Here is a 22,272-nt window from a genome sequence, read left to right as displayed (position 1 = left end):
AATCCGTCCCGTCAGCTTTTCTTGCGGAAGGAATCGAGCGAGACCACGTCCGCTCCGGCTTTTTTCGCAGCATCGACATCGGCGTCGCTCTCGGTGGCGTCTGCCGCCTCGGCATTCTCGTCCTTGGTCGCCGTTTCGGCAAGCCGTTCAATTGTCCCGGAAAGTTCGGCACGGCCATTGTCTTCGGTGTCGCCGCCGTCATTGGCGGCAGAATCGAGGACGGTGTCGAATTCCAGCTCGAAATTGACTGACGGATCATAAAATCCACGGATGGCGGCAAACGGCACCACCAGTTTTTCGGGCTTGTCCGAGAACGACAGGCCGATCTCGAACAGCGATTCCGTGACTTTCAGATCCCAGAACTGATGCTGCACGACGATGGTCATCTGCTCGGGATAGCGCTCCTTGAGTGCAGTCGAAATCCGCACGCCGGGCGCTTCGGTCAGGAAGGTGATGAAAAAATGATGTTCTCCCGGCAGGTAGCCGGTCACCGCAATCTCGGACAGCACCTTGCGGATCACGCCTCGCAGCGCATCCTGGGCAAGTATGTCGTATCGGATATGGTCTTGCGGCATCAGCGGTTTCTTTCCTGTCGGGGCCCGTCCAGAGCCCTAGTCTCGTGTGCACAGGCGGTCATGCGCCGCCGATTCATCCTGCTTTATAACCGGAAAGCCCGCGCGCTTGAAAGCTGTGTTCCGCGATAAGGCCCCAATGCACTTATAATCGGCCGAATATGGCGCATTTGCGGGGGTGGCATTCCGGCGTCCCGGCTGCATCGGGCGCGATCATGGTCTGGTTCGGCATGGTCAAAAATCTGAAAAGTGGAGGTTTCTGTTGCCAGGTACCTCCGAACCCCGCCTAGAAGTGCGACCCTCTAGGACTTAATTTGAAGTGTCACACCGCAATTAAGCAGCGAGACGAGCTTCCGCATAGTTGTCGTTTGCAACTACAAGTTTAGCCCGATAACGGTGGTACAATGCCGAACAAAAAGTCGCTCTTTACACCCTCGTCGATCCTGTTTCGCCCCCATCATCATCCGGCCGTCAGGCTGGTTTTCGGCTCGTGGCCGGATCATGGTGGAGGCGCCGGGTACCGCCCCCGGGTCCGAATGGTTTATTTCAACGCTCGTTTATTGTCATAGCTGCTTGCGCAGCACTCCTCATATAGTGTGCTTGCAGTACAATGAAAAGGGGGCAATCGGGTGGACTTGCTATTGACAGCATAATTGCGATTGCGAAACATGCGCATTCAATGCCAACCGGATGAGGCTCGTGTGGAGTCGAGTTCCAGTCAAAGGGGAATGTTCATGACTGATTATGCCGCCGATGTGAAGAAATATGACGCCGGAGCGTCCGACGAAACCATCGGCAAGATTGTCAAACATCTCGGCATTGCGCTCAGAAGCCGCGACGCGTCGATGGTGGCCTGTTCCGATCCCTCAGAGCTTGCCCGTGTCTCGGAAAAATGGTGCGGCAAGAAGCTCGGCGTGACCGGTCCGGCCGCTGACGACGCGGTTGCCGCAGTTTGCGAAATGATGAAGGCGGACAACTCCAAGGCGCGGGTGACCTTCTATTATCTGGTGGCCAAGGAACTCGGCAAGCTCGGCGACCTCTGAATCAATCTGACTGCAGCGGTCAGGCCCTGCTCGCGCGGTGAGCGCAGCGGCGGATGCTATGCGCTGTCCGCAGTCTCTGCAGCAGCATTGGCAACCTGACTCAACAGCGTCAGCGCTGCAAAGGGCAGGGGGCCATGACGGCGATCGGTCTTGCCGCTCGTGCCGAAGGATTTTGTCGCCGCCGCCGGTGGCCATTCATCTCGGTCCGCGTTCGGCTGACCAGGCCGCAATCTAGCCAGATCCTCTCTCCGGTGGTAAATTGCTGCTGGCTCGTTGGAGGGCGCATCCGATGTCTTCAAGCAGTTTGTCGGTGCTGGTGGGAACCACCAAAGGCGCCTTTTTGCTCTCCGGTGGAAAACATCGCGACGGCTGGGCCGTGCGCGGCCCCTTCTGCGACGGTTGGCCGATCAATCACGTGATTGGCGATCCGGCGACCGGCCGTCTCTGGGCGGGCGGCGGCGGCGACTGGCATGGGGCCGGAATCTGGCGCTCAAGCGATGACGGCGAAACCTGGGACCTGATCCGGCTGACCCGCGGCACCATGGACGACTGGGCGGCAAACGATCCGGATTTCGCCGCGATGATTGGCTGGAGTGCACAGACCCTGCCGTTCGCCGACACGTTTTCGCAGATCTGGTCACTCGGCTATGCCCATGGCACCTTGTATGCGGGCACCAAACCCGCAGGCCTCATCGCCAGCACGGATGGCGGCCTGAGTTGGCAAAAGATTGAGAGCCTGACCGATCATCCGTCGGCCGAAGCCTGGAATCCGGGCGCTGCGGGCCTGGTTCTGCACACCATTGTGGCGGATCCGTCCGACCCGGCCAAGCTGTGGGTTGGCATCTCGGCCGCCGGTGTCTTTGCCACCGAGGACGGCGGCGCCTCCTGGGAGCGCCGCAACCGCTTGTCCAATGCCGACAAGTGCACCCATCACGACCACCCGGCGGCCCCGCGCGATGGCGAGATCGGCCACTGCGTCCACAACATGATGCGGGCACCGGGCACGGCCGATCTGTTGTACCAGCAGAACCATCATGGTGTCTGGCGTTCAGTTGATGGCGGCCGCAATTGGGACGACATCACCGCAGGCCTGCCCTCCAGCTTCGGCTTCCCGATCCGGGTGCATCCGCGCGATCCCGACACGGTCTTCACGCTGCCGCTCAATGGCGACAGCGCGGGCCGGTTTCCGCCCGATGCGGCGGCCGCGGTGTGGCGCTCGCGGGATGGCGGCCAAAGCTGGCAGGCCCTGCGCCAGGGCCTGCCGCAGCAAGGCTGTTATTTCACCGTGCTGCGCCAGGCTATGGCGGGGGATGGACGCGATCCGGCCGGCCTCTATTTCGGCACCAACAGCGGCTCGGTGTTCGCCAGCCTTGATGAAGGCGACCGCTGGGACGAGATTGCGCGGCACCTGCCGACGGTTCTGGCGGTTGAAGTGCTCGACCGCAGATAACGCAACAGATTGGAAGCCAGTCTGTGGCTTTGGGAAATCCGGCGCAAAAACAGAGTTCTGCGCCTGTTTACGGAATCGTTTCGTCAGAGTGCTTGTGTGCCGTAGCGGGGATAATCCGCCAGCGTCGTTTCGATGGCGCGGCATCTCGGCTAGGATTGCGCTTCCTCGAATCATGAAACGGCTTCCATGCAGCAATATCACGACCTTCTCCGGCTTGTTCTCGACCAGGGATCCGACCGCGACGACCGCACCGGCACCGGCACCCGCAGCCTGTTCGGCCACCAGATGCGGTTTGATCTGGCAGCGGGTTTTCCGGCGCTGACCACCAAGAAACTGCATCTCAGGTCGATCATTCACGAGCTGCTGTGGTTCCTGAAGGGCGACACCAACATCGCCTATCTGAAAGCCAACGGCGTGTCGATCTGGGATGAATGGGCCGATGAGAACGGCGATCTCGGTCCGGTCTACGGCGCGCAATGGCGCTCCTGGCCGGCGTCCGACGGCAGCACGATTGACCAGATCGCCGGTGTGCTGAACCAGATCAGAACCAACCCGTCCTCGCGCCGCTTGATCGTCTCGGCCTGGAACCCGGCCGAGGTCGATCAGATGGCGCTGCCGCCGTGCCATTGCCTGTTCCAGTTCTATGTCGCCGACGGCAAATTGTCCTGCCAGCTCTACCAGCGCTCGGCCGACATCTTTCTCGGCGTGCCGTTCAACGTCGCCTCTTACGCGCTGCTGACCATGATGGTGGCGCAGGTGACCGGTCTCAAGCCGGGCGACTTCGTCCACACGCTGGGCGACGCGCATATCTACAAGAACCATTTCGATCAGGCCGATCTTCTGTTGAGCCGGGAGCCGAAGGCTCTGCCGGTGATGCGGATCAATCCGGGTGTCACCGATCTGTTTGCCTTTGCCTATGAGGATTTCAAGCTCGAGGGCTACGATCCGCACCCGGCGATCTCCGCCCCGATTGCGGTGTGACCATCCATGAGCGAAACGCCTGCTGCATTGAAAATCGTCCTGGTTGCCGCCCATGCCCGCAACGGCGTGATCGGCCGTGACGGGGACATGCCCTGGCGGCTGCCGTCGGATCTGAAGCATTTCAAGGCGGCGACACTCGGCACACCGGTCATCATGGGCCGCAAGACCTATCTCTCCATTGGCAGGCCGCTTCCTGGCCGCGCCAATATTGTGGTCTCGCGATCGGGCTTCGCCGCCGATGGCGTCGAGACGGTGGATAGTATTGAGCGCGCGCTCGACCTGGCGCGAAAGCATGCGCGACAATCCGGCGCCAATCAGGTGTCGGTGATCGGCGGTGGTCAGATCTATGCGCTGACCATCGATCGTGCCGATGAGCTGCTGCTCACCGAGGTGGACGCCGATCTCGAGGGTGACACCGTTTTCCCCGAAATTGATTCGAACCTTTGGCAGAAGGTCAGCCTCTCCGATCCGGTCAGGACGGAAAAAGACAGCCATTCTGTCCGATTTGCGGTTTGGCGTCGTCGTCAGCGATAATTCGACCGGAATAAACCGCAAACACGGCCCTATTGGACAATGCTGCGTTGAAAGCGGACCGGACGATACCTATAACGAGGGCAGCGTGCGCGTTTCGGGGATTAGCTGCCGGGTCGCGCCATAACTCGGTTCGAAAAGAGGTATTGATGCCCTGGAGTAATCAAAACGGAGGCAGCGGCGGTCCATGGGGCGGCGGCGGCGGCGACAGGAATCAGGGGCCATGGGGCAAGGGGCCGCAACCGCCACGCGGCGGCGGCAATCCACCCGATCTTGAGGAGTTGATCCGGCGTGGCCAGGACAAGTTGCGCCAGGTGCTTCCCGGCGGCGGCGGCCCCGGTTCGGGCAGCAACAAGGCGATTGTCGGACTGGTCATTCTTGGCCTCGCCGGTCTCTGGCTGATGCAGTCGGTCTACACCGTGCAGCCGGACGAGCGCGGTGTCGAACTGCGCTTCGGCAAGCCCAAGGACGAGGTCTCCCAGCCTGGCCTGCACATGATTTTCTGGCCGTTTGAGACGGTCGAGTTGGCCACGATTGTCGAGCGTGAAATGGACACCGGCGGGTCTTCCCGTACCGGATCGAGCGACGGGCTGATGCTGTCGGGCGACCAGAACATCGTCGATGTCGAGTTCAAGGTGCTCTATGCCGTTCAGGACCCCCAGGCGTTCCTGTTCAATGTCGCCCGTCCTGAAGATACGCTGCGCCAGGTTGCCGAAAGCGCCATGCGCGAGGTCGTCGGCCGCAGGCCGGCGCAGGATATTTTCCGCGACAATCGTGAAGCCATCGCCACGGAAGTCCAGACCATCATGCAGACCGTGATGGACGCTTTCCCGTCCGGCATCGTGGTCAACCAGGTCTCGATCGAAGACGCGGCGCCGCCGCGTGAAGTGGCCGATGCCTTTGACGAGGTGCAGCGCGCCGAGCAGGACGAAGACCGTTTCGTGGAAGAGTCCAACCAGTACGCCAACCAGAAGCTTGGTCAGGCGCGTGGTGAAGGCGCCCAGCTTCGCGAAGAAGCGTCCGCCTACAAGGACCGCGTCGTCAACGAGGCGACCGGTGAAGCCGGGCGTTTCCTGTCGGTCTATGAGGAATATGCCAAGGCGCCGGATGTGACCCGGTCGCGTCTGTACCTTGAAACACTTGAAAAGGTTCTCGGCGGATCCGACAAGGTCATCATCGGTCAGGATGGCAACGGCTCCGGAGTCGTGCCCTATCTGCCCTTGCCTGAAATCCGCAAGAACGTCGGAGGCACCAACTAATGGGTAATCGTCTTCCCCTAATCCTTGGCCTTCTGGCCGTCGTCCTCTTCATCGCCTGGTCATCGCTGTTTGTCGTCAACGAGCGGCAGCAGGCAATTGTTGTCCGCTTCGGTGAAATTCAGGATGTGAAGACCGAACCCGGTCTGTACTTCAAACTGCCGTTTGCCTTCATCGACGCAGACACCGTGCAATATGTCGAGGACCGGGCCCTGCGCTTCGATCTCGAAAATATTCGTGTGCAGGTCTCGGGCGGCAAGTTCTACGAAGTCGATGCGTTCGTGCTTTACAAGATCGCTGATGCGCGGAGGTTCCGCCAGACGGTTTCCGGTGATCTGGTCGCGGCCGAATCCCGGCTCCGGACTCGTCTGAACTCGGCCTTGCGGACGGTTTACGGTCTGCGCGGGTTTGAGGCGGCACTGTCGGAAGAGCGCACCTCGATGATGCGAGAAGTGCGTGATCAGCTCCGTCCCGAAGCCACATCGCTCGGCCTGCGCATTGACGATGTGCGGATCCGCCGGACAGACCTCACTCAGGAAGTCTCGCAGCAGACCTTCGAGCGGATGAAGGCCGAGCGCCTTGCCGAAGCCGAATTGATCCGTGCACGCGGCAATGAGGCGGCCCAGCGTATCCGGGCCATCGCCGACCGTCAGGTTGTCGAGATTGTCTCCGAAGCCGCCCGTGATGCTGAGCTCATCCGCGGTGAGGGTGACGGTGAACGCAACCGCATCTTCGCGGAAGCATTCTCGCGCGATTCGGAATTCTTTGAATTCTACCGGTCGATGAATGCCTACGCCCAGGCGCTTGCCGACAGCGGCACAACGATGGTGCTGTCGCCAACCTCGGAGTTCTTCCGCTACTTCAACAGTGCGGCGGGCGCCGAGTCAGGTGCTCCGTCGGCTGCGGCGAATGCGGCGGCTTCGGCTGCTCCGGCCAACTGATTGAAGGGTGATCGCCAGTGAGCTTTTTCTTTCTGGCGGTTGGACTTGTGCTTGTTGTGGAGGGGCTGGCCTATGCGCTGGCCCCTTCCTTTATCCGCCGCATGGCGGAGGAATTGCCCAAGCTCGGTGACGAGCATCTGCGCGTTTTCGGCGTCGTCGCCTTGGCGATCGGGGTCGGCTTGGTCTATCTGGCGCGCAATTTCTGATCGCGCGCGCGGATGCCAACGTGGCTGATCCCGCCGGACCCATCCTGTCGCGTTCGACTCTGTACCCTTGAACGATAGTGCCGATGTGCGCATCCAGGCAAACGAGGCTCTGGCGCCATACTTTGGTACCAAGTATTGTACAAGGAATGCCCTTCAAGGAGACCTTGCCGATGAGACCTGTCCGTTTCCGTGCTGTCAAAGTTGCGTTCGCCGCCGCCATGCTGATGGCATCGCCCGCCGTGATGCCGGCCTATGCGCAGTCCAATCACGGCCCTGCATCTGTCGCCGACCTGGCTGAAGGTCTGCTTGATGCGGTGGTCAACATCTCGACCTCACAGAATGTCGATGGCGGCAGGGCGCAGCCGCCGATGCGCGCGCCTGACGGCTCGCCGTTCCAGGATTTCTTTGATGAGTTTTTCAGGGATCGCCAGGGAGAAGGCCCGCGCAACCGCAAGGTTTCGTCGCTGGGGTCCGGGTTCGTGATCAATGCCGAAGACGGGATTATCGTCACCAACAACCACGTCATCGAGGGGGCTGACGACATCGAAGTCAACTTCGCCGATGGCTCCAAACTTGCGGCGGAACTGGTGGGCGCCGATTCCAAGACCGATCTGGCGGTGCTCAGGGTCAAGCCGGTCAAGCCGCTGACCGAGGTGCCTCTGGGCAGGTCCGACACGATGCGGATCGGCGATTGGGTCATGGCCATTGGCAATCCGTTCGGCCTTGGCGGCACGGTCACGGTCGGCATCATTTCGGCGCGCGGGCGCGATATCAATTCCGGCCCCTATGACAATTTCATCCAGACCGATGCCGCCATCAACCGCGGCAATTCGGGCGGGCCGCTGTTCAACATGAACGGCGAGGTCATCGGCATCAACACGGCGATCATTTCACCGTCGGGCGGGTCCATCGGCATCGGCTTTGCCGTGCCCACGGAATTGGCGCTCAATGTCATCGACCAGCTTCGCGAGTTCGGCGAAACCCGCCGCGGCTGGCTTGGCGTGCGGATTCAGCCGGTGACCGATGAGATCGCCGAAAGCCTTGGCATGGCCGACGCCATGGGCGCGCTGGTGGCGGGCGTCATTCGCGGCGGCCCGGTCGATGATGGCTCGATCGAGCCGGGCGACGTGATCATCCGCTTTGACGGCAAGGACGTGGACACGATGCGCGATCTGCCAAGGATTGTCGCCGAGAGTCCGGTCGGCAAGGCCGTCGATGTGGTCGTCATCCGCAAATCCCAAGAGCAGACCGTCAAGGTCACGCTCGGACGTCTCGAGGACAGCGATCAACTGGCCAGTGCAGAGCCCGACAGTGATGGCATGACGGATCTGCCCGATCAGCTTGCGACCGCCGAGGTGCTCGGCATGACGCTGGCGGAACTGACCGACGAGGGCCGTCAGGAGTTCGCCATCGCCGATGATGTCGAAGGCGTGGTGATCACCGCCGTCGATCCCGATTCCGCCGCCGCCGAAAAGCGCATCGAACCTGGCGATGTCATCGTCGAGATCGCCCAGGAAATGGTCATGACGCCACAGGATGTCGAAGACCGGATCTCGGCGCTGAGGCAGGACGGGCGCCGGAATGCGCTGCTGATGCTGGCAGGACGCACCGGCGAGTTGCGCTTCGTCACCGTTCGCATGGACTGACGCTGTCGCCGCAAGAATCAGATCAACGGCGGCTTTCGGGCCGCCTTTGTCATGTCCCGATCCGAGTGTGCGTCAGCCGCGCGGGTCACCGGGCAGCATCTCGTAAAACACATGCCGCTTGAGCTGCGGATATGTGCCGGGCACCCCCGGATGATCGAAACTGAGATCGGGGCGAGGGCGCATGCCGGTCCGCTGCATCACGGCTGTCGAGCGGTGGTTGTTGGCGACCGCAAAGCTGATGATCCGCTCAAGCCCCAGATCATCGAAGCCGAAGTCGAGCCAGCGCCGCGCCGCCTCGGTGGCGTATCCCTTGCCCCAGTACCGCGGCGCCAGCCGCCAGCCGATCTCGATCGCGCCGTCTTCAGCGACCGGCAGCCCGTTGGTGATGTGCAAGCCGGCGAAGCCGGCCAGGTCGCCAGTCTCGGCGATCTCGACCGCAGCGAAACCGAACCCGTTCTGTGTGATGCCGGCTGCAATCCGGTCCATTATCGCGTCGGCTTCCGCCCGGCTGCGCCGCATCGGAAAGAATTCCATCACCTGCTCATCCGAATTGATCAGATGAAACAGGTCCCGGTCGCGTGTCTGCCAGTTGCGCAGGATCAGGCGTTCTGTTCTGAGCGGCGTCATGCAGTGACGAAATCGGTCCGCCGGTAGCCCTGCAGATACAGCAGGGCCGACAAGTCGCCATGATCGATGCGGATACCGGCCTGGGCTGCGACTGCCGGTTTGGCATGCAGCGCCACACCTGAGCCGGCAATTCCCAGCATGCCCAGATCATTGGCTCCGTCGCCAACGGCGATGGCATCAGCCGGATCAAGTCCGAGGCGGGCGGCGATGTCTTCAAGCGCATCGACCTTGGCCTGCTTGCCCAGGATCGGCTCGCGCACCGTGCCGCTCAGCACGCCGTCCTGGCTTTCGAGGATATTGGCGCGGTTTTCGTCAAACCCGAGCATTGCCGCCACCACCGAGGTGAACGAGGTAAAGCCGCCCGACACCAGCGCGGTGTAGTGGCCATGGGCGCGCATGGTGGCAACCAGTTCGCGGCCGCCCGGCGTCAGCGTGATACGGTTTTCGATCACCTGGGCGATCACGGAGATTGGCAAGCCCTTGAGCAGAGCGACCCGTTCCCGCAGAGCCGGCTCAAACGCGATCTCGCCATTCATGGCGCGTGCGGTGATGGCCGCCACCCGCTGCTTGAGCCCGACTTCGGCCGCCAGTTCGTCAATGCATTCCTGGCCGATCATGGTCGAATCCATGTCGGCGATGAGGATTTGCTTGCGTCGCGTCTCGGCCGGCTGAACCGCTGCGTCGACAGGCAAGTCACCAACAGCAGTTCTCAGACCGGCCAAAGCCGCATCCGCGTCGGCTCCGCTTCTGAGTGCGATATCGCAGGCGATTCCATCGGCGAGCCAGTAAAGGCCGGCGCCATCTACGGCCTGACAAGCCGCTTCGCCCAGTTTTGGCGACAGAACAGGGTTTGACGGATTGGCGACAAGCGTGGCAACGAGGGCCATGGAACAAAAACTCCTGCAACAAGGTATCTCGGCGGTTTTGATAGCCGGGCCGACCGCCAGCGGCAAGTCCGCGCTGGCGCTTGAGATGGCGCGTCAACACGGCGGTGAAATCGTCAATGCGGATTCCATGCAGGTTTACGGTGTGCTCGACCGGCTGACCGCGCGCCCGGATGCGCAGGATCTGGATGCCGTGCCCCACCATCTCTATGGCCATGTGCCGCCGCAGTCGGCCTATTCCACCGGCATCTGGGTTGAGCAGGCAACCGACGCGATTGCCGGCATCCGTGCCCGTGGTGCACTTCCGATTGTCGTCGGCGGGACGGGACTGTATTTCCGCGCGCTCACCGGCGGTTTGTCCGACATGCCGACAATTCCTGCCGCCATCCGCGATGATCTGCGGGCCCGACTGGAGAGCGAAGGCATAGAACCGCTTTCTGCCGAGCTTGCGCGGCTTGATCCAGGCATGGCCGAACGGCTCCGCCCGGCGGACCGGCAGCGCATCCTGCGTGCGCTTGAGGTCATTCTGGCGACCGGGCGGTCGATCGCGGAGTTTCAGGGGCAGGGCCGTCCTGCGATCATCGATCCGTCCAGCGCCCGTTGCCTCGTGCTGGAGCCTCCAAGGCCGCTGCTGCACGCGCGCATCAACACCCGGTTTGGCAAGATGATTCAGGACGGCGCGCTGGAGGAGGTCGAACGGCTGCTTGCGCTGGATGTTCCACCGCAACACCCGGCCATGAAAGCCATCGGCGTAAGCCAGCTCGCGCAATATCTGGCTGGTCATCTCTCGCTCGAGCAGGCTGTTGAGCTGGCCCGGGCCGCCACACGGCAATACGCCAAGCGTCAGATGACCTGGTTCCGAAACCAGCTTGACCAAGACTGGGTCAGGCTGATGCATGACAACTAGACAGCAACCAGTCGCCACTATCGACCAGCCGTTAAGCCAAATATAACGACTTGCCTCTAGAATTGACCGATAGATATTCGGGTTTTTGTTGGGCCATGCGCTTTCATAAAGTTGAACTTTTCTTCTTTTTGCTGATCGCCCTTGCGGGGTTTGGCGGACTGTTTGCATGGGCGGCCTACTCCGCCGCCTCTGGCGGACTTGTCGTCGGAGGCGGGGATGCCGCTGCGAAATTCGCGATGATGAGTGCTGTTTTGACCGGCCTTTCGGTGGTGTGTGGCGCCACTCTGGTGCTTCCGACATTGAGCCGCGGCCTCAGTGAACGTGGCACACTGGAGAAAATGACCGAGTCGCTCTCGGTGCGGTCCTTGTCGCTGGAGCACGCCGCCGTTACCGACGGTCTGACCGGCGTGTACAATCGCCGCTATTTTGATGATGCTCTGACGGAGTACATCAGTGCCTTCAGCAGCATCGGCAAACCCATAGGCATGGTGATCCTCGATCTCGATCACTTCAAGACCGTCAATGACACGCACGGGCATGATATCGGTGATGAGGTCCTGCGACGGGTTGCCGAATGTCTGCGCATGTTCATCCGCTACCATGATGTCGTGGCGCGGCTTGGCGGTGAGGAGTTCGCGATCCTGTCCCCCAACATCAGCGAGAGCCAACTCTTCAACCTGTCGGACCGCATCAGGCAGGCGGTCTCGGAAATCGCTGTCCGCAATGGCAATGTCACATTGAAGGTCACCGTGAGCGCCGGATTGGCGATCTGGGACGGCGAGGAAAGCGGCGAGGATCTCTATCGCCGGGCCGACAAGCAACTCTACCAGGCCAAGCGGCAGGGCCGCAACCGGGTGTGCGCCGCCTGACCCCTTTTTCGGGAAGGGGGCTCTGCCGCCGGGACAAAACCATTCCATTGCAAAAGTTTGCAGACTGCCGGGCAGGCCTCAGGGTTTGATCAGCGAAGACAGCGGCTTTTTCAACAGGCTCGACCGGATCGAGCTGTACTCGCTGCGCGGCGTGGCGGGAGCCGGAGCCGCAGGCCCGCTGTCCTGAGGCGGGTAGGCGGGGTTGTGACGCGATTGACTGTCGGACAGGCGGCGATGAGCCGCCGCGACGTCAAATCCATCCGACGGGTCGATTGAAGGCTGCTGGTGCGTGAGCGTGTCAGCCGCCGGTGCAGCAGGCTTTTGGGTATCGTCGATATGCCGCATCCGCTTCACGATCTTGGTCAGGTCCACCGCATTCGGGTCGCCGCGATGTATCGGTTGCAAACCTGAATTTGCCCGCGGCAGCACGTTCTCGGGAACCCGCTCGAACATCATGCGCATGGGAACCGCCACCGCCTCGCCGAAAGCGATCGCCTCGCCATTGCCGATCGAGGAGAGAAAGCTCATGGTCGAGGCCGATGAATCGGGAATCGCCGAGCGGATGATGTCCTGGTCATGGTCGTTGGACAACCGCATGGCGAACACGGTCGAGCACTGCGACAGGATCGTCGGATCAAGTTCGCCGGGACGCTGGGTGATCACGCCGAGGCTGACGCCGTATTTGCGGCCTTCCTTGGCAATCCGCGAGATGGCCTGCCTTGTCGGGAAAAATCCAAGCTTCGGATCGGACGGCACGTAACGGTGGGCTTCTTCGCAGACCACCAGGATGCGGACGCCGCCGGCACTCCACAGCGCGATTTCGAACGCCATGCGGCACAGGATCGATGCGACGGAGTTGACCACCTCGGAAGGAATGCCCGACAGCTGAAACGTGGTGACCGGCTTGCCGTCTCCGGGAATGCGGAAGATATGGCTGATTGTCGTCAGGATGGTGTCATGGATGGTGTTTGACGAGAACATGAATTCATAGCGCGGGTCATTGATCGCGGCCTGCACGCGGACCTTGAGCGAACGCAGGAACGGCTTTTCTGTCCGGCCTTCCAGCTTGCCGATCCGTTCGTCGATCAATGCCAGCAGGTCGGCGACCCGATAGGGCACCGGGGTGTCGGCGGTCAGCGACGATTTTTCCGGCCCGCGACGAAGCAGCGCCGTGTCGGTTGTGCCCTTGAACATGCGTTTGGCTTCAGGGATCAGATCGCGCAGAATGTCGACCTCGTCCATGATCGGCGGCCGTCCGCGGAACAGGACTTCAGTGAATTCCTCAAGCTTGAACAGCCAGAACGGCAAATCCAGCGTATCGGTATCGATGACGATCGATTCAGTGGGAAAGGCGGCGGCGAATTCATTGTGCGGATCAAGGATCAGCACCCGCAGGGAGGGGTCGGACTTGAGGGCCTTGTGCACCAGCAGCGTCACCGCCGTGGTCTTGCCGACACCGGTTGTTCCGACGACAGCGAAATGCCGCGACAGCAGCGAGGGAATATGAATGAGCGCACCCAGTGAGGTGTCCTGGGTCAGCTTGCCGATGACGGCCGTGTCGTTGACGCCGGGATCGTAAATCGCGGCCAGATCCGACGACCGCATACGGTGCGCCACGGCACCGAGATAGGGATATTGCGATATGCCGGCGCTGAACTCGGTCTTGCCGTTCACGCCGGTGCGAATCTCGCCCACCAGCTCGACATCGATATGCATGACGTTTTCGTCGGTTTCATTCCAGGATGACGTTGCCGTTTGCATCGAGCAGACCAGAGCAGCCACCCGGTTGGCGCCGACACTGATGGAAATCAGGCGGCCCACCGACCAGAGCTCCGCCAGGCCATTGCCGTCTTTTTCGGCAAATGCGCTCACGGTCGCCTTCGATCCGGAGCAGCCGGTCACACGGCCCATCAACCGGTTTCCGGCTGCAAATGTGCCGCGGCGTTCGCTGCCGTCTTCCGGCTCCGGGGTCGTTGATGTCGGTTCGCTGTCCATGCTCTTGCCGTTTTCCATGGCCCCGACCATCGCATTGCGAAGTTAATGGGGCGTTGCAAGTCTTGGGAAACTGAACGTTTTTAGGCAATATTGCGGCAACAAACCCGTTGACGCAGGGTTTGCGAGGCGGTACGACTTCTGGCATGAACAAGTTTGCGAACATTCTCGTGGTAGGATCGCGCATGGGCAGGGTGGCGTAGCCACCCGGCGAAAGCACCCATGCGCGAAACACAGGCTCCTTCGGGGGCCTTTTTTTATGGCTTAAACCGGGCTATTGAGCCCGACAAACAGACTGAACAAGGGGTCAGGCGATATGGCCGGCAAGCAAATGGAAATGACAGGCGCGGAAATGGTTCTGCAGGCGCTGAAGGACAATGGCGTCGAGCATATCTTCGGTTATCCCGGTGGTGCAGTTCTGCCGATTTACGATGAACTGCATCAGCAGGAAGACATCGAGCATATTCTGGTGCGTCACGAACAGGGCGCCGGTCACATGGCCGAAGGTTACGCCCGCTCGACCGGAAAGCCCGGGGTTGTTCTGGTCACATCGGGTCCAGGCGCCACCAATGTGGTGACGGCGCTGCAGGACGCCTTGATGGATTCCATTCCCATCGTTTGCCTCACCGGCCAGGTTCCGACTTCGCTGATCGGCTCCGACGCCTTCCAGGAATGTGATACCGTCGGCATCACCCGGCCGTGCACCAAGCACAACTGGCTGGTCAAGGACGTCAATCAGCTCTCCCGCGTCATCCATGAAGCCTTCCGCATCGCCACCACCGGCCGTCCCGGTCCGGTCGTCGTCGACATTCCCAAGGACGTCCAGTTCGCCACCGGCATCTACACCCCGCCATCGCCGGTGATCGAGCAGAAGAGCTACCAGCCGAAAGTCTCGGGCGACCTTGAGAAGATTCGGGCTGCCGTCGAGCTGATGGCCGGCGCCAAGCGTCCCATGATCTATTCCGGCGGTGGCGTGATCAATTCCGGCCGCGAGGCAAGCCAGTTGCTGCGCGAACTGGTCGAACTGACCGACTTTCCGATCACATCGACCCTGATGGGGCTGGGCGCCTATCCGGCGTCAGGCAAGAACTGGATGGGCATGCTCGGCATGCACGGCACTTACGAAGCCAACATGGCGATGCATGATTGCGATGTCATGGTCTGCATCGGCGCCCGCTTCGATGACCGCATCACCGGGCGTCTGGATGCGTTCTCACCGAACTCGAAGAAAATCCACATCGACATCGATCCGTCATCGATCAACAAGATCGTCCGGACCGATATCGGCATTCTGGGTGATGTCGGTCATGTGCTCGAGGACATGGTCCGGCTGTGGCGCGCGTCGAAGACCACCGACAGCAGCCAATTGACCGAGTGGTGGACCCGGATATCCAAATGGAAAGCGCGCAATTCGCTGGCCTATACGCCCAACAAGGACGTCATCATGCCGCAATACGCGATCCAGCGGCTTTATGAGCTGACCAAGGACCGCGACACCTACATCACCACCGAAGTCGGCCAGCACCAGATGTGGGCAGCGCAGTTCTATGGCTTCGAGGAGCCCAACCGCTGGATGACCTCCGGCGGGCTCGGCACCATGGGCTATGGCTTCCCGGCTGCCATCGGCGTGCAGGTGGCGCATCGGGACAGTCTGGTCATCGACATCGCCGGCGACGCCTCGATCCAGATGTGCATCCAGGAAATGTCCTGCGCGGTCCAGTACGGATTGCCGGTCAAGATCTTCATTCTCAACAACCAGTATATGGGCATGGTGCGGCAGTGGCAGCAATTGCTGCACGGCAACCGGCTGTCGCATTCCTATACCGAATCCATGCCCGATTTCGTCAAGCTGGCCGAGGCCTATGGCGGTGTCGGCATCCGCTGCGACAAGCCGGACGAGCTTGATGACGCGATTCAGACCATGATCGACACGCCGCAGCCGGTGATTTTCGATTGCCGTGTCGCAGCCCTTGCCAACTGCTTCCCGATGATCCCGTCGGGCAAGGCGCACAACGATATGCTGCTGCCCGATGAAGCCACCGACGAAGCCGTCGCCAACGCCATTGATGCCAAAGGCCGCGCGCTCGTTTGAGCCGCGCCTGTTAGAGGAACTGATTACATGAACGCTCAGCATCAACCCACCGGTTCGGCCTATTTCATGACCGCCGAAACCGCTCTTCCGGAGAGTCACACGCTCTCGGTTCTGGTCGACAACGAGCCCGGCGTCCTGGCCCGGGTCATCGGCCTGTTTTCCGGCCGTGGCTACAACATCGAAAGCCTGACGGTCTCCGAGACCGAGCACGAGGCGCACCTCTCGCGCATCACCATTGTCACCACCGCCACCCCGCATGTGCTGGCTCAGATCATGGCCCAGCTCGAACGCATCGTTCCGGTCCACCGTGTGGTTGATTTGTCTGTACGCTCGGTCGAGCTCGGCTATGACAAGGCGCTGGAGCGGGAACTGGCGCTGGTCAAGGTCACCGGAACGGGCGACAATCGGGTCGAGGCGCTGCGGCTTGCCGATGCCTTCCGCGCTCAGGTGATCGACGCCAACACCGAGCATTTCATCTTCGAGATCACCGGGCGGGTGTCCAAGATCGAACAGTTCATCTCGATCATGAAGCCGCTCGGCCTGGTCGAGATCTGCCGCACCGGCATCGCCGCCATGAACCGCGGACCGCAAGGAATGTGAGGAGGTCGGTCAGGCCACAGATCAAGATGCACTTGGTTAACGCCAGATTAACATGGCGTTCCATTTCGGTTCAGACGCACCTTTCTACAAGGGATCATCGCAACAACGCGACACCCCAGAGAGAGGAACCAGCCATGAAAAAGATCATCCTGACCACCGCCGCCTTGTCCCTCGGCATCATGTTTGCAGCCGCAGGCGCCGCCAGCGCCGAGGGCCGTTCGGCCACCTTCAAACGCGCGCAGGCGACAAGCACTCAAATGAAGATCGCCGCCAAGCCCGGCGCGACAGCCGGCCCACGCGACAACACGGCGCCTGCATGGACCGCGGGCTGCTACGCAGAATTCGGCCCCAATGCCAAATACCCCGATGCAGCCATGCTGGAGAAATGCCTCAGCTATTGAGGCGTCACCTGAGTTGTCCAATGCCGACGCCGGTGGAGATCTCATCGTCTCCAGCGGCGTTTCCCTGTCCAGCAACTGATATGCCGCGGCAAGGCCGCGATCTCAAATCATCTGCAGCGGCTGGCGTGAGCGCGGCGGCGGGAACAGCCGGTCGAGGTCCGCCAATTGTTCCGCGGTCAGTCTGATCTCGGCGCCGGCCCGGTTTTCCGCCACGCGCTGGGGGCTGGAGGATTTCGGGATGGCAATGACATTGTCGCGGGCAAGCACAAACGCCAGCGCCAGTTGCGCCGGCGTGACGCCGAGTTGCTTGGCCATCCTGCCCAGGTCCGGATGCCGCAACAGCCGGCCTTCATCGAGCGGTGAATAGGCCATCAGCGGCAGGGCATTCCCGCGCATCCATGGCATGAGGTCGAACTCGATGCCCCGCGTCGACAGATTGTAGAGCACCTGGTTGGCGGCGCATTTGCTGCCGCCAGGCAGGGCGGAGAGCTGGCGCATGGCGACGGTGTCGAAGTTCGACACGCCCCAGCGGGCAATCTTGCCGTCCGCGCGCAATTCCTCGAAGGCTTCGACTGTGTCACGCAAGGGGTGACGTCCGGGCCAGTGCAGCAGGTAAAGATCGATATGGGACGTGCCGAGTCGCTTGAGGCTCGCCTCGCAAGCGGCGATGGTGCCTTTGCGGCTGGCATTGGACGGCAGCACCTTGGACACCAGGAAGACCTCGTCGCGCCGGCCCTTGATGGCTTGGCCGGTGATCTCCTCGGCGCCGCCACTGCCATACATTTCCGCTGTGTCGATCACAACCATACCGCAATCGATGCCTGCTTGCAGGGCGCGGATTTCGCTCGCCGCCGCGGCGCGGCTCTCCCCCATATGCCAGGTGCCGAGCCCGAGGGCAGGCACCGATTGACCGTCAGGGAAGGTGGCTGTAGGAAGCGGAACGCTCATGCGGATCTCCTGTGACAGGTTTGGATCACAATCTCGAATGCGGGCCGGACGACACTGTCTGCGTTTCGCCCGAAAGCTCAAGCATAGGCCGGCACCTTGCCCGCAGGAACCGTATGGCACCGGAAACTTTCTTGTCCCTGATCATCTTCGCCTTCGTCACCTCGGTGACGCCGGGGCCGAACACCATGATGCTGTTTGCCTCGGGCGTGAATTTCGGCTTCCGCCGCACCGTCCCGCATATGGTCGGCATCGGGGCCGGCTTCTTCTCGCTGCTGCTCGGCGTCGGCTTCGGTCTCGGCGCCTTGCTGGCCACGGTTCCGGTTCTCTACACGGCGCTGAAGATCGCCGGTGGCGCCTATCTGGTCTATATCGCCTGGAAGATCGGCATGTCGCGGGCCATGCCCGACGGCAAGGTCGGCGAACGGCCGTTGACCCTGATCCAGGCGGCGGCATTCCAGTGGGTGAACCCCAAGGCCTGGGTGATGGCTGTCTCGGCGATGACGATCTACACCAACCCCGACCGCTACACGCTCACCGTGTTTCTGGTCGGCCTGGCGTTCGTGCTGACAAATTTTCCGGCCGTCTTCACCTGGGCAGGCTTCGGCTCGGTTCTGCGATCCTGGCTGGCCGATCCGGTCAGGCTCAAATGGTTCAACATCACGATGGGCGTGTTGCTGATCCTGAGCCTGTGGCCGATGCTAAGATAGGCTGATCGCCGGTTTGTTGATCATCAGCCAGACGATGCCCAGCACCGCGAAAAAGGCCGGAAACCCGCAGGCCAGCCAGATACGGTACAGTCTGTGGAAGTCATCGGGCAGGGGGATGCCCGCCTTGACTGCCGCGCGCGCCAGATCGCGCAGCCGGATCTGGATGCCGACGACCGGCAGCCAGAAGATGCCGGTCAGAACGTAAAGGCCGAGCGACAGCAGCAGCCATCCTTCCGACAACGGCCAGCCGGCTTGCCGCGCCAGCAGGTAGCCGGTGACCGGCTGCGCGATGACCGCCGTGGCGGTGAACGCCATGTCGGCAATCACCACAGTGCCGCTGACATGGGCGATGAGCCTGGGCTCGCCGGTCCGCACGGCCATCAGCATGAAGAACGCGATCCCGGTGCCGGTGCCCAGCAGAACTGCGGCGCCGATCACATGCAGCGGCAGCAGGATGTCAATGAGCGTCATCAGCGTTCATCCAGTATGGCCAGCGCCGTCAGCGTCAACAGGATCGACGGCACCACCTTGACCAGCGGCCCCAGCGGATCGAGCCACAGCGTGACCCCCGTGATGGTCGCGGCGACCAGATAAACCAGGCTGGCGGCGATCATGCCGAAAAGCGCGTACCGCGCCGTGGGGCGAAACAGCAGGCCAAGCCCGAGCGCCACATCGAGCGCGCAGCCGGCCAGAACGGCCAGCAGCGCCGGTCCGGGCGAGAGAAGGCCGTCGAGATAGGATGCGGCGACCGCATATCTTGCCAGCGGGATAAGGCCGGAGACGAGCCAGAACACCGCCAGCGTGAGGATGATCGGAGCCTTGAGCAGCGTGAGCCGCGCGAACCACAGATCCTGAGCCCCGGCGGGGTTGCGGGCAAGGGTTTCCTCAAGGCTCATCAGCGGGAAGGGGGCAGCCTGGCCCTGCGGGCGGCGGGTGACGCCTTCGGCCATGACCGCCATTGCCGTCGAGCGCAGCGCAGAGCGCCAGCCCAGCCGGCCGGCAACATCGGCGAGCGCGATCACCGGTCTGGCCAGCCAGGGCGGCAGATCGACCGGTTCGGCCGGCGCGAAGCCGAGCCATTGCCGGTGACGGGCAACGGTTTGGGCAAGGCTCAGGACCGGGCCCGCGGCGAGATCAAGATCAGCCCCGTGCGGGAGGTGGCCATCCACCGCCCGCGCCACCGCTTCGGCGACATCGTCAAGAGCCACGGTTTCAACCGGGCTCGAGGCGTGGATCAACGGCAGCCGCCGCGGGAAGCTTGCAAGCGCGCGCAGCAGCGCGGTCCCGCCATGGGCGTTGCGGCCGATGACGAGGGCAGGCCGCAGGATGACATGATCGAGGCCCGAGGCCTTGAGCGCCGCATCCGCGCGGGCCTTGGTTTGCAGGAAGGCCAGGTCGCTGCCTGCGCCGTCAAGCCGTGCCGAAACCTGCACGATCCTGCGCCCGCCGGCGGCAGCGGCGGCGGTATAAAGCGCTAGCATCGCCCGCTGCTGGGTGGCGGCAAGGTCGTCGCGCAGCCCGTCCTGCAGCGCGCCGGCGCAATTGACAATGACATCATGGAGTTCGACCAGTTCGGTCCAGTCTCCGGCCTGCTGCATCCGCGCCAGATCCGCCTGCACGAAGTTGGAGCCCGGATTTTGCCGCGCGGCGCGCGCGCTATCCCGCCCCAGGCCGGTGATCCGATGCCCATCCTGCATCAGCCGCGCCATGACCGCGGTGCCGATAAACCCGGTGGCCCCAAGAATCAGTATGTCCATGTCGACAGTCTACCCAAGAAACCGGCCGCTGACAGGGCTTGGCAGGGTCAAGGCAGCGGCGTAACAATGGCCTATCAAGATCAGGGGGATGCTGTGACGCACGACCACGACCATCATCACGACAACGAGCTTGATCCGTTCGCAGCCCGGGTCAAGGCGCTGGAGACGATCCTGACAGAGAAGGGTCTGATCGATCCTGCTGCGGTCGATGCCATTGTCGAGACATACGAGACCAAGGTCGGGCCGCGCAACGGCGCCCGCGTGGTGGCCAAGGCCTGGTCCGATCCAGACTTCGCTGAATGGCTCAGGCGCGACGCCACCGCAGCGATCGCCTCGCTTGGCTACACCGGCCGCCAGGGCGAGCACATGCAGGCGGTGTTCAACACCGAAGACACCCACAATCTCATCGTCTGCACGCTGTGCTCCTGTTATCCGTGGACCGTGCTCGGCGTGCCGCCGGTCTGGTACAAGGCACCGCCTTACCGCAGCCAGGCAGTGATCGATCCGCGCGGTGTGCTGGCTGAATTCGGCCTTGTGCTGCCCGAAGCCACGCGCATCCGGGTGTGGGATTCGACGGCAGAGCTGCGCTACATGGTGGTGCCGATGCGGCCCGCCGAGACCGAAGGGCTGAGCCAGGACGACCTTGCCCGGCTGGTGACCCGCGATTCAATGATTGGCACCGGATTGCCGCTCAGGCCCGGCTCCCTCGGCCCCGGAGCATTGTGGCCGGCCGCCGCAGATGAGGGTGGGGCGCCATGAACGGGCCGCACGACCTCGGCGGCCAGATGGGCTTTGGCCCGGTGGCGCCGGAACCTGACGAGCCGGTGTTTCATGCCGATTGGGAGCGCCGCGCGCTTGGCGTCACCATCGCCACCGGGGCGTTTGGCGCCTGGACCATCGACGAAAGCCGCCATGCCCGCGAAAGCCTGCATCCGGCGACCTATTATGCGGCAAGCTATTACGAGATCTGGATCCGGGCGCTTGAAACGCTGCTCGAACGGCACGGTTTCGTCTCTGCCGACGAACTTGCGGCCGGCCACGGGATCTGGCCCGGCGTGACGCCGAAACGGGTGCTGCACAAGGATGATGTTGCGGCCGTGTTGTCGCGCGGTGGCCCTTGCGACCGAGAGCTTGCCGCGGCGCCGCGCTTTGCGCCGGGCGCGCGGGTGCGCACCATCAACGAGCACCCTTCGGGCCACACCAGGCTGCCGCGCTACGCCCGTGGCAAGACCGGCGTCGTCGAGGCGGTGCGGGATGGATTTGTGTTTCCCGACACCAATGCACACGGCAAGGGTGAGAACCCGCAACGGGTCTACACCATCTGCTTTGAGGGCACGGAACTCTGGGGCCAGGGGGCTGACCCGGCATTGACGGTGTCGATCGACGCCTGGGAGAGCTATCTTGAGCAAGCCTGAAACGGGTTCTGGCGCAGCCGCCGCAACGCCATTTCGATTGCCCGCGGGCAGCGGAACCGACACACCGGTGTTTGCCGAGCCGTGGCAGGCGCAGGCCTTCGCGCTCGCCGTGGCGCTGCATCAGCGCGGCCTGTTCAGCTGGAGCGAATGGGCCGCAGCGCTTTCCAAAGAGGTGGCAAGTCCTGATGCGGCCGACGATGGCAGCGATTATTACCAGCACTGGCTGGCGGCGCTCGAAGCGCTGCTGGTGGCCAAGGGTGTGGCAGGTCCGGAGCTGATTGACGCGCTCTCGTCCTCCTGGCAACGCGCCGCCCGGGCCACACCGCACGGACATCCGGTCAGCCTCGAGAACGACCCGGAGCGCGCCAGATAGGGAAGATGGCGGATAGTTTAGGTTCACACGCAAGAGGGCGCCGCGTTCGACGGTTCCGAAGCGTGATAGCAAAC

The 22,272-nt window shown here is 62.4% G+C and carries 24 protein-coding genes and 1 other RNA gene; 17 read left to right on the top strand and 8 right to left on the bottom strand.

Features of this window, described 5'->3' with window-relative positions; genetic code table 11:
• Nucleotides 1-11 precede the first annotated feature (11 nt).
• Entirely contained in the window at nucleotides 12-575 is a 564-nt protein-coding gene (locus tag PZ897_RS09740; protein ID WP_275752062.1) for an SspB family protein, read from the bottom strand.
• Nucleotides 576-820: 245 nt separating this feature from the next.
• Nucleotides 821-1,193: a transfer-messenger RNA gene (gene ssrA / locus PZ897_RS09735) on the bottom strand.
• Nucleotides 1,194-1,306: 113 nt separating this feature from the next.
• Between ssrA and PZ897_RS09730 the strand changes: the two genes are divergently transcribed.
• The 8 genes from PZ897_RS09730 to PZ897_RS09695 all read left to right on the top strand — a co-directional run bounded on the left by PZ897_RS09730 (nucleotide 1,307) and on the right by PZ897_RS09695 (nucleotide 8,626).
• On the top strand, nucleotides 1,307-1,615 hold the full coding sequence (locus tag PZ897_RS09730) for a DUF2853 family protein (RefSeq protein WP_275752060.1): 309 nt from the start codon (nucleotides 1,307-1,309) through the stop codon (nucleotides 1,613-1,615).
• A 289-nt stretch (nucleotides 1,616-1,904) separates the two neighbouring features.
• Nucleotides 1,905-3,065: an exo-alpha-sialidase gene (locus tag PZ897_RS09725; RefSeq protein WP_275752058.1), complete on the top strand. Its 1,161-nt coding sequence runs from the start codon at nucleotides 1,905-1,907 to the stop codon at nucleotides 3,063-3,065.
• 186 nt (nucleotides 3,066-3,251) lie between these two features.
• A complete protein-coding gene (locus PZ897_RS09720; RefSeq protein ID WP_275752057.1) occupies nucleotides 3,252-4,046 on the top strand; it encodes a thymidylate synthase in 795 nt (264 codons plus the stop codon).
• Nucleotides 4,047-4,052: 6 nt separating this feature from the next.
• The gene (locus PZ897_RS09715) at nucleotides 4,053-4,580 is read left to right on the top strand and encodes a dihydrofolate reductase (protein ID WP_275752055.1); all 528 of its coding nucleotides are present in this window, start codon (nucleotides 4,053-4,055) and stop codon (nucleotides 4,578-4,580) included.
• A gap of 146 nt (nucleotides 4,581-4,726) precedes the next feature.
• On the top strand, nucleotides 4,727-5,836 hold the full coding sequence (gene hflK, locus PZ897_RS09710) for an FtsH protease activity modulator HflK (protein ID WP_275752053.1): 1,110 nt from the start codon (nucleotides 4,727-4,729) through the stop codon (nucleotides 5,834-5,836).
• Complete coding sequence (locus tag PZ897_RS09705; RefSeq protein WP_275752052.1) at nucleotides 5,836-6,774, top strand: protease modulator HflC; 939 nt, start codon at nucleotides 5,836-5,838, stop codon at nucleotides 6,772-6,774. The genes hflK and PZ897_RS09705 overlap by 1 nt, the downstream gene beginning before the upstream one ends.
• Before the next feature lie 17 nt (nucleotides 6,775-6,791).
• Entirely contained in the window at nucleotides 6,792-6,980 is a 189-nt protein-coding gene (locus tag PZ897_RS09700) for a DUF2065 family protein (protein ID WP_275752051.1), read from the top strand.
• A gap of 170 nt (nucleotides 6,981-7,150) precedes the next feature.
• Nucleotides 7,151-8,626: a DegQ family serine endoprotease gene (locus PZ897_RS09695; RefSeq protein WP_275752049.1), complete on the top strand. Its 1,476-nt coding sequence runs from the start codon at nucleotides 7,151-7,153 to the stop codon at nucleotides 8,624-8,626.
• Between the two features lie 72 nt (nucleotides 8,627-8,698).
• On the opposite strand, the gene PZ897_RS09690 is transcribed toward PZ897_RS09695, so the two are convergent.
• Both PZ897_RS09690 and serB read right to left on the bottom strand, forming a co-directional pair.
• On the bottom strand, nucleotides 8,699-9,253 hold the full coding sequence (locus PZ897_RS09690) for a GNAT family N-acetyltransferase (protein WP_275752047.1): 555 nt from the start codon (nucleotides 9,251-9,253) through the stop codon (nucleotides 8,699-8,701).
• Nucleotides 9,250-10,140: a phosphoserine phosphatase SerB gene (gene serB / locus PZ897_RS09685; RefSeq protein WP_275752045.1), complete on the bottom strand. Its 891-nt coding sequence runs from the start codon at nucleotides 10,138-10,140 to the stop codon at nucleotides 9,250-9,252. The genes PZ897_RS09690 and serB overlap by 4 nt, the downstream gene beginning before the upstream one ends.
• Between serB and miaA the strand changes: the two genes are divergently transcribed.
• Both miaA and PZ897_RS09675 read left to right on the top strand, forming a co-directional pair.
• Nucleotides 10,139-11,044 carry a tRNA (adenosine(37)-N6)-dimethylallyltransferase MiaA gene (miaA, locus tag PZ897_RS09680; protein ID WP_275752043.1) on the top strand — a complete coding sequence of 302 codons (906 nt, stop codon included), beginning with the start codon at nucleotides 10,139-10,141 and terminating at the stop codon, nucleotides 11,042-11,044. The genes serB and miaA overlap by 2 nt on opposite strands.
• A 95-nt stretch (nucleotides 11,045-11,139) precedes the next feature.
• Nucleotides 11,140-11,913, top strand: coding sequence for a GGDEF domain-containing protein (locus PZ897_RS09675; protein ID WP_275752041.1), 774 nt, complete (start codon nucleotides 11,140-11,142; stop codon nucleotides 11,911-11,913).
• A 78-nt stretch (nucleotides 11,914-11,991) separates the two neighbouring features.
• Here the strand turns inward: PZ897_RS09675 and PZ897_RS09670 are convergent, their stop codons facing one another.
• A complete protein-coding gene (locus PZ897_RS09670; RefSeq protein WP_275752039.1) occupies nucleotides 11,992-13,908 on the bottom strand; it encodes a DUF87 domain-containing protein in 1,917 nt (638 codons plus the stop codon).
• A gap of 313 nt (nucleotides 13,909-14,221) precedes the next feature.
• Between PZ897_RS09670 and PZ897_RS09665 the strand changes: the two genes are divergently transcribed.
• The 3 genes from PZ897_RS09665 to PZ897_RS09655 all read left to right on the top strand — a co-directional run bounded on the left by PZ897_RS09665 (nucleotide 14,222) and on the right by PZ897_RS09655 (nucleotide 16,998).
• The gene (locus PZ897_RS09665; RefSeq protein WP_275752037.1) at nucleotides 14,222-15,997 is read left to right on the top strand and encodes an acetolactate synthase 3 large subunit; all 1,776 of its coding nucleotides are present in this window, start codon (nucleotides 14,222-14,224) and stop codon (nucleotides 15,995-15,997) included.
• Nucleotides 15,998-16,024: 27 nt separating this feature from the next.
• A complete protein-coding gene (gene ilvN, locus PZ897_RS09660) occupies nucleotides 16,025-16,597 on the top strand; it encodes an acetolactate synthase small subunit (RefSeq protein ID WP_275752036.1) in 573 nt (190 codons plus the stop codon).
• A gap of 134 nt (nucleotides 16,598-16,731) precedes the next feature.
• Nucleotides 16,732-16,998, top strand: coding sequence for a hypothetical protein (locus PZ897_RS09655; protein ID WP_275752035.1), 267 nt, complete (start codon nucleotides 16,732-16,734; stop codon nucleotides 16,996-16,998).
• A gap of 102 nt (nucleotides 16,999-17,100) precedes the next feature.
• Here PZ897_RS09655 and PZ897_RS09650 read toward each other — a convergent pair whose 3' ends face one another.
• The gene (locus PZ897_RS09650) at nucleotides 17,101-17,946 is read right to left on the bottom strand and encodes an aldo/keto reductase (RefSeq protein ID WP_275752033.1); all 846 of its coding nucleotides are present in this window, start codon (nucleotides 17,944-17,946) and stop codon (nucleotides 17,101-17,103) included.
• A gap of 113 nt (nucleotides 17,947-18,059) precedes the next feature.
• Here PZ897_RS09650 and PZ897_RS09645 point away from each other — a divergent pair, with 113 nt between their 5' ends.
• Nucleotides 18,060-18,653 carry a LysE family translocator gene (locus PZ897_RS09645; protein ID WP_275752031.1) on the top strand — a complete coding sequence of 198 codons (594 nt, stop codon included), beginning with the start codon at nucleotides 18,060-18,062 and terminating at the stop codon, nucleotides 18,651-18,653.
• Here the strand turns inward: PZ897_RS09645 and PZ897_RS09640 are convergent.
• Nucleotides 18,645-19,124, bottom strand: a complete 480-nt coding sequence (locus PZ897_RS09640) for a DUF2269 domain-containing protein (RefSeq protein WP_275752029.1) — start codon at nucleotides 19,122-19,124, stop codon at nucleotides 18,645-18,647. The two genes, PZ897_RS09645 and PZ897_RS09640, sit on opposite strands and share 9 nt — an antisense overlap.
• Nucleotides 19,124-20,410 carry an SDR family oxidoreductase gene (locus tag PZ897_RS09635; protein WP_275752027.1) on the bottom strand — a complete coding sequence of 429 codons (1,287 nt, stop codon included), beginning with the start codon at nucleotides 20,408-20,410 and terminating at the stop codon, nucleotides 19,124-19,126. The genes PZ897_RS09640 and PZ897_RS09635 overlap by 1 nt, the downstream gene beginning before the upstream one ends.
• Nucleotides 20,411-20,503: 93 nt before the next feature.
• Between PZ897_RS09635 and nthA the strand changes: the two genes are divergently transcribed.
• From nthA to PZ897_RS09620, 3 genes are read left to right on the top strand one after another with little or no spacing between them, the layout of a single operon-like run.
• Nucleotides 20,504-21,169: a nitrile hydratase subunit alpha gene (gene nthA / locus PZ897_RS09630; RefSeq protein ID WP_275752026.1), complete on the top strand. Its 666-nt coding sequence runs from the start codon at nucleotides 20,504-20,506 to the stop codon at nucleotides 21,167-21,169.
• Nucleotides 21,166-21,825 carry a nitrile hydratase subunit beta gene (nthB, locus tag PZ897_RS09625; protein ID WP_275752025.1) on the top strand — a complete coding sequence of 220 codons (660 nt, stop codon included), beginning with the start codon at nucleotides 21,166-21,168 and terminating at the stop codon, nucleotides 21,823-21,825. Before nthA ends, nthB begins: the two co-directional genes overlap by 4 nt.
• Nucleotides 21,826-21,862: 37 nt before the next feature.
• Nucleotides 21,863-22,198 carry a nitrile hydratase accessory protein gene (locus PZ897_RS09620; RefSeq protein WP_275752231.1) on the top strand — a complete coding sequence of 112 codons (336 nt, stop codon included), beginning with the start codon at nucleotides 21,863-21,865 and terminating at the stop codon, nucleotides 22,196-22,198.
• The last annotated feature ends 74 nt before the right edge of the window (nucleotides 22,199-22,272 follow it).

This window comes from Hoeflea sp. YIM 152468 (assembly GCF_029210485.1).
Lineage (GTDB): Bacteria > Pseudomonadota > Alphaproteobacteria > Rhizobiales > Rhizobiaceae > Hoeflea.
The sequence above is the reverse complement of the archived record's forward strand: the minus strand, read 5'-3'. Positions and strand labels throughout refer to the sequence as shown.

Bases quoted from the DNA above. Each gene is read 5' to 3' on its own strand.
- serB (WP_275752045.1), bottom strand. From the start codon at position 10,140: ATGGCCCTCGTTGCCACGCTTGTCGCCAATCCGTCAAACCCTGTTCTG.
- PZ897_RS09655 (WP_275752035.1), top strand. From the start codon at position 16,732: ATGAAAAAGATCATCCTGACCACCGCCGCCTTGTCCCTCGGCATCATG.
- ilvN (WP_275752036.1), top strand. From the start codon at position 16,025: ATGAACGCTCAGCATCAACCCACCGGTTCGGCCTATTTCATGACCGCC.
- PZ897_RS09720 (WP_275752057.1), top strand. From the start codon at position 3,252: ATGCAGCAATATCACGACCTTCTCCGGCTTGTTCTCGACCAGGGATCC.
- PZ897_RS09645 (WP_275752031.1), top strand. From the start codon at position 18,060: ATGGCACCGGAAACTTTCTTGTCCCTGATCATCTTCGCCTTCGTCACC.
- PZ897_RS09635 (WP_275752027.1), bottom strand. From the start codon at position 20,410: ATGGACATACTGATTCTTGGGGCCACCGGGTTTATCGGCACCGCGGTC.
- PZ897_RS09705 (WP_275752052.1), top strand. From the start codon at position 5,836: ATGGGTAATCGTCTTCCCCTAATCCTTGGCCTTCTGGCCGTCGTCCTC.
- PZ897_RS09740 (WP_275752062.1), bottom strand. From the start codon at position 575: ATGCCGCAAGACCATATCCGATACGACATACTTGCCCAGGATGCGCTG.
- PZ897_RS09715 (WP_275752055.1), top strand. From the start codon at position 4,053: ATGAGCGAAACGCCTGCTGCATTGAAAATCGTCCTGGTTGCCGCCCAT.
- PZ897_RS09690 (WP_275752047.1), bottom strand. From the start codon at position 9,253: ATGACGCCGCTCAGAACAGAACGCCTGATCCTGCGCAACTGGCAGACA.
- PZ897_RS09640 (WP_275752029.1), bottom strand. From the start codon at position 19,124: ATGACGCTCATTGACATCCTGCTGCCGCTGCATGTGATCGGCGCCGCA.
- PZ897_RS09675 (WP_275752041.1), top strand. From the start codon at position 11,140: ATGCGCTTTCATAAAGTTGAACTTTTCTTCTTTTTGCTGATCGCCCTT.
- hflK (WP_275752053.1), top strand. From the start codon at position 4,727: ATGCCCTGGAGTAATCAAAACGGAGGCAGCGGCGGTCCATGGGGCGGC.
- PZ897_RS09650 (WP_275752033.1), bottom strand. From the start codon at position 17,946: ATGAGCGTTCCGCTTCCTACAGCCACCTTCCCTGACGGTCAATCGGTG.
- miaA (WP_275752043.1), top strand. From the start codon at position 10,139: ATGGAACAAAAACTCCTGCAACAAGGTATCTCGGCGGTTTTGATAGCC.
- nthB (WP_275752025.1), top strand. From the start codon at position 21,166: ATGAACGGGCCGCACGACCTCGGCGGCCAGATGGGCTTTGGCCCGGTG.
- PZ897_RS09670 (WP_275752039.1), bottom strand. From the start codon at position 13,908: ATGGACAGCGAACCGACATCAACGACCCCGGAGCCGGAAGACGGCAGC.
- PZ897_RS09730 (WP_275752060.1), top strand. From the start codon at position 1,307: ATGACTGATTATGCCGCCGATGTGAAGAAATATGACGCCGGAGCGTCC.
- PZ897_RS09695 (WP_275752049.1), top strand. From the start codon at position 7,151: ATGAGACCTGTCCGTTTCCGTGCTGTCAAAGTTGCGTTCGCCGCCGCC.
- PZ897_RS09665 (WP_275752037.1), top strand. From the start codon at position 14,222: ATGGCCGGCAAGCAAATGGAAATGACAGGCGCGGAAATGGTTCTGCAG.
- PZ897_RS09725 (WP_275752058.1), top strand. From the start codon at position 1,905: ATGTCTTCAAGCAGTTTGTCGGTGCTGGTGGGAACCACCAAAGGCGCC.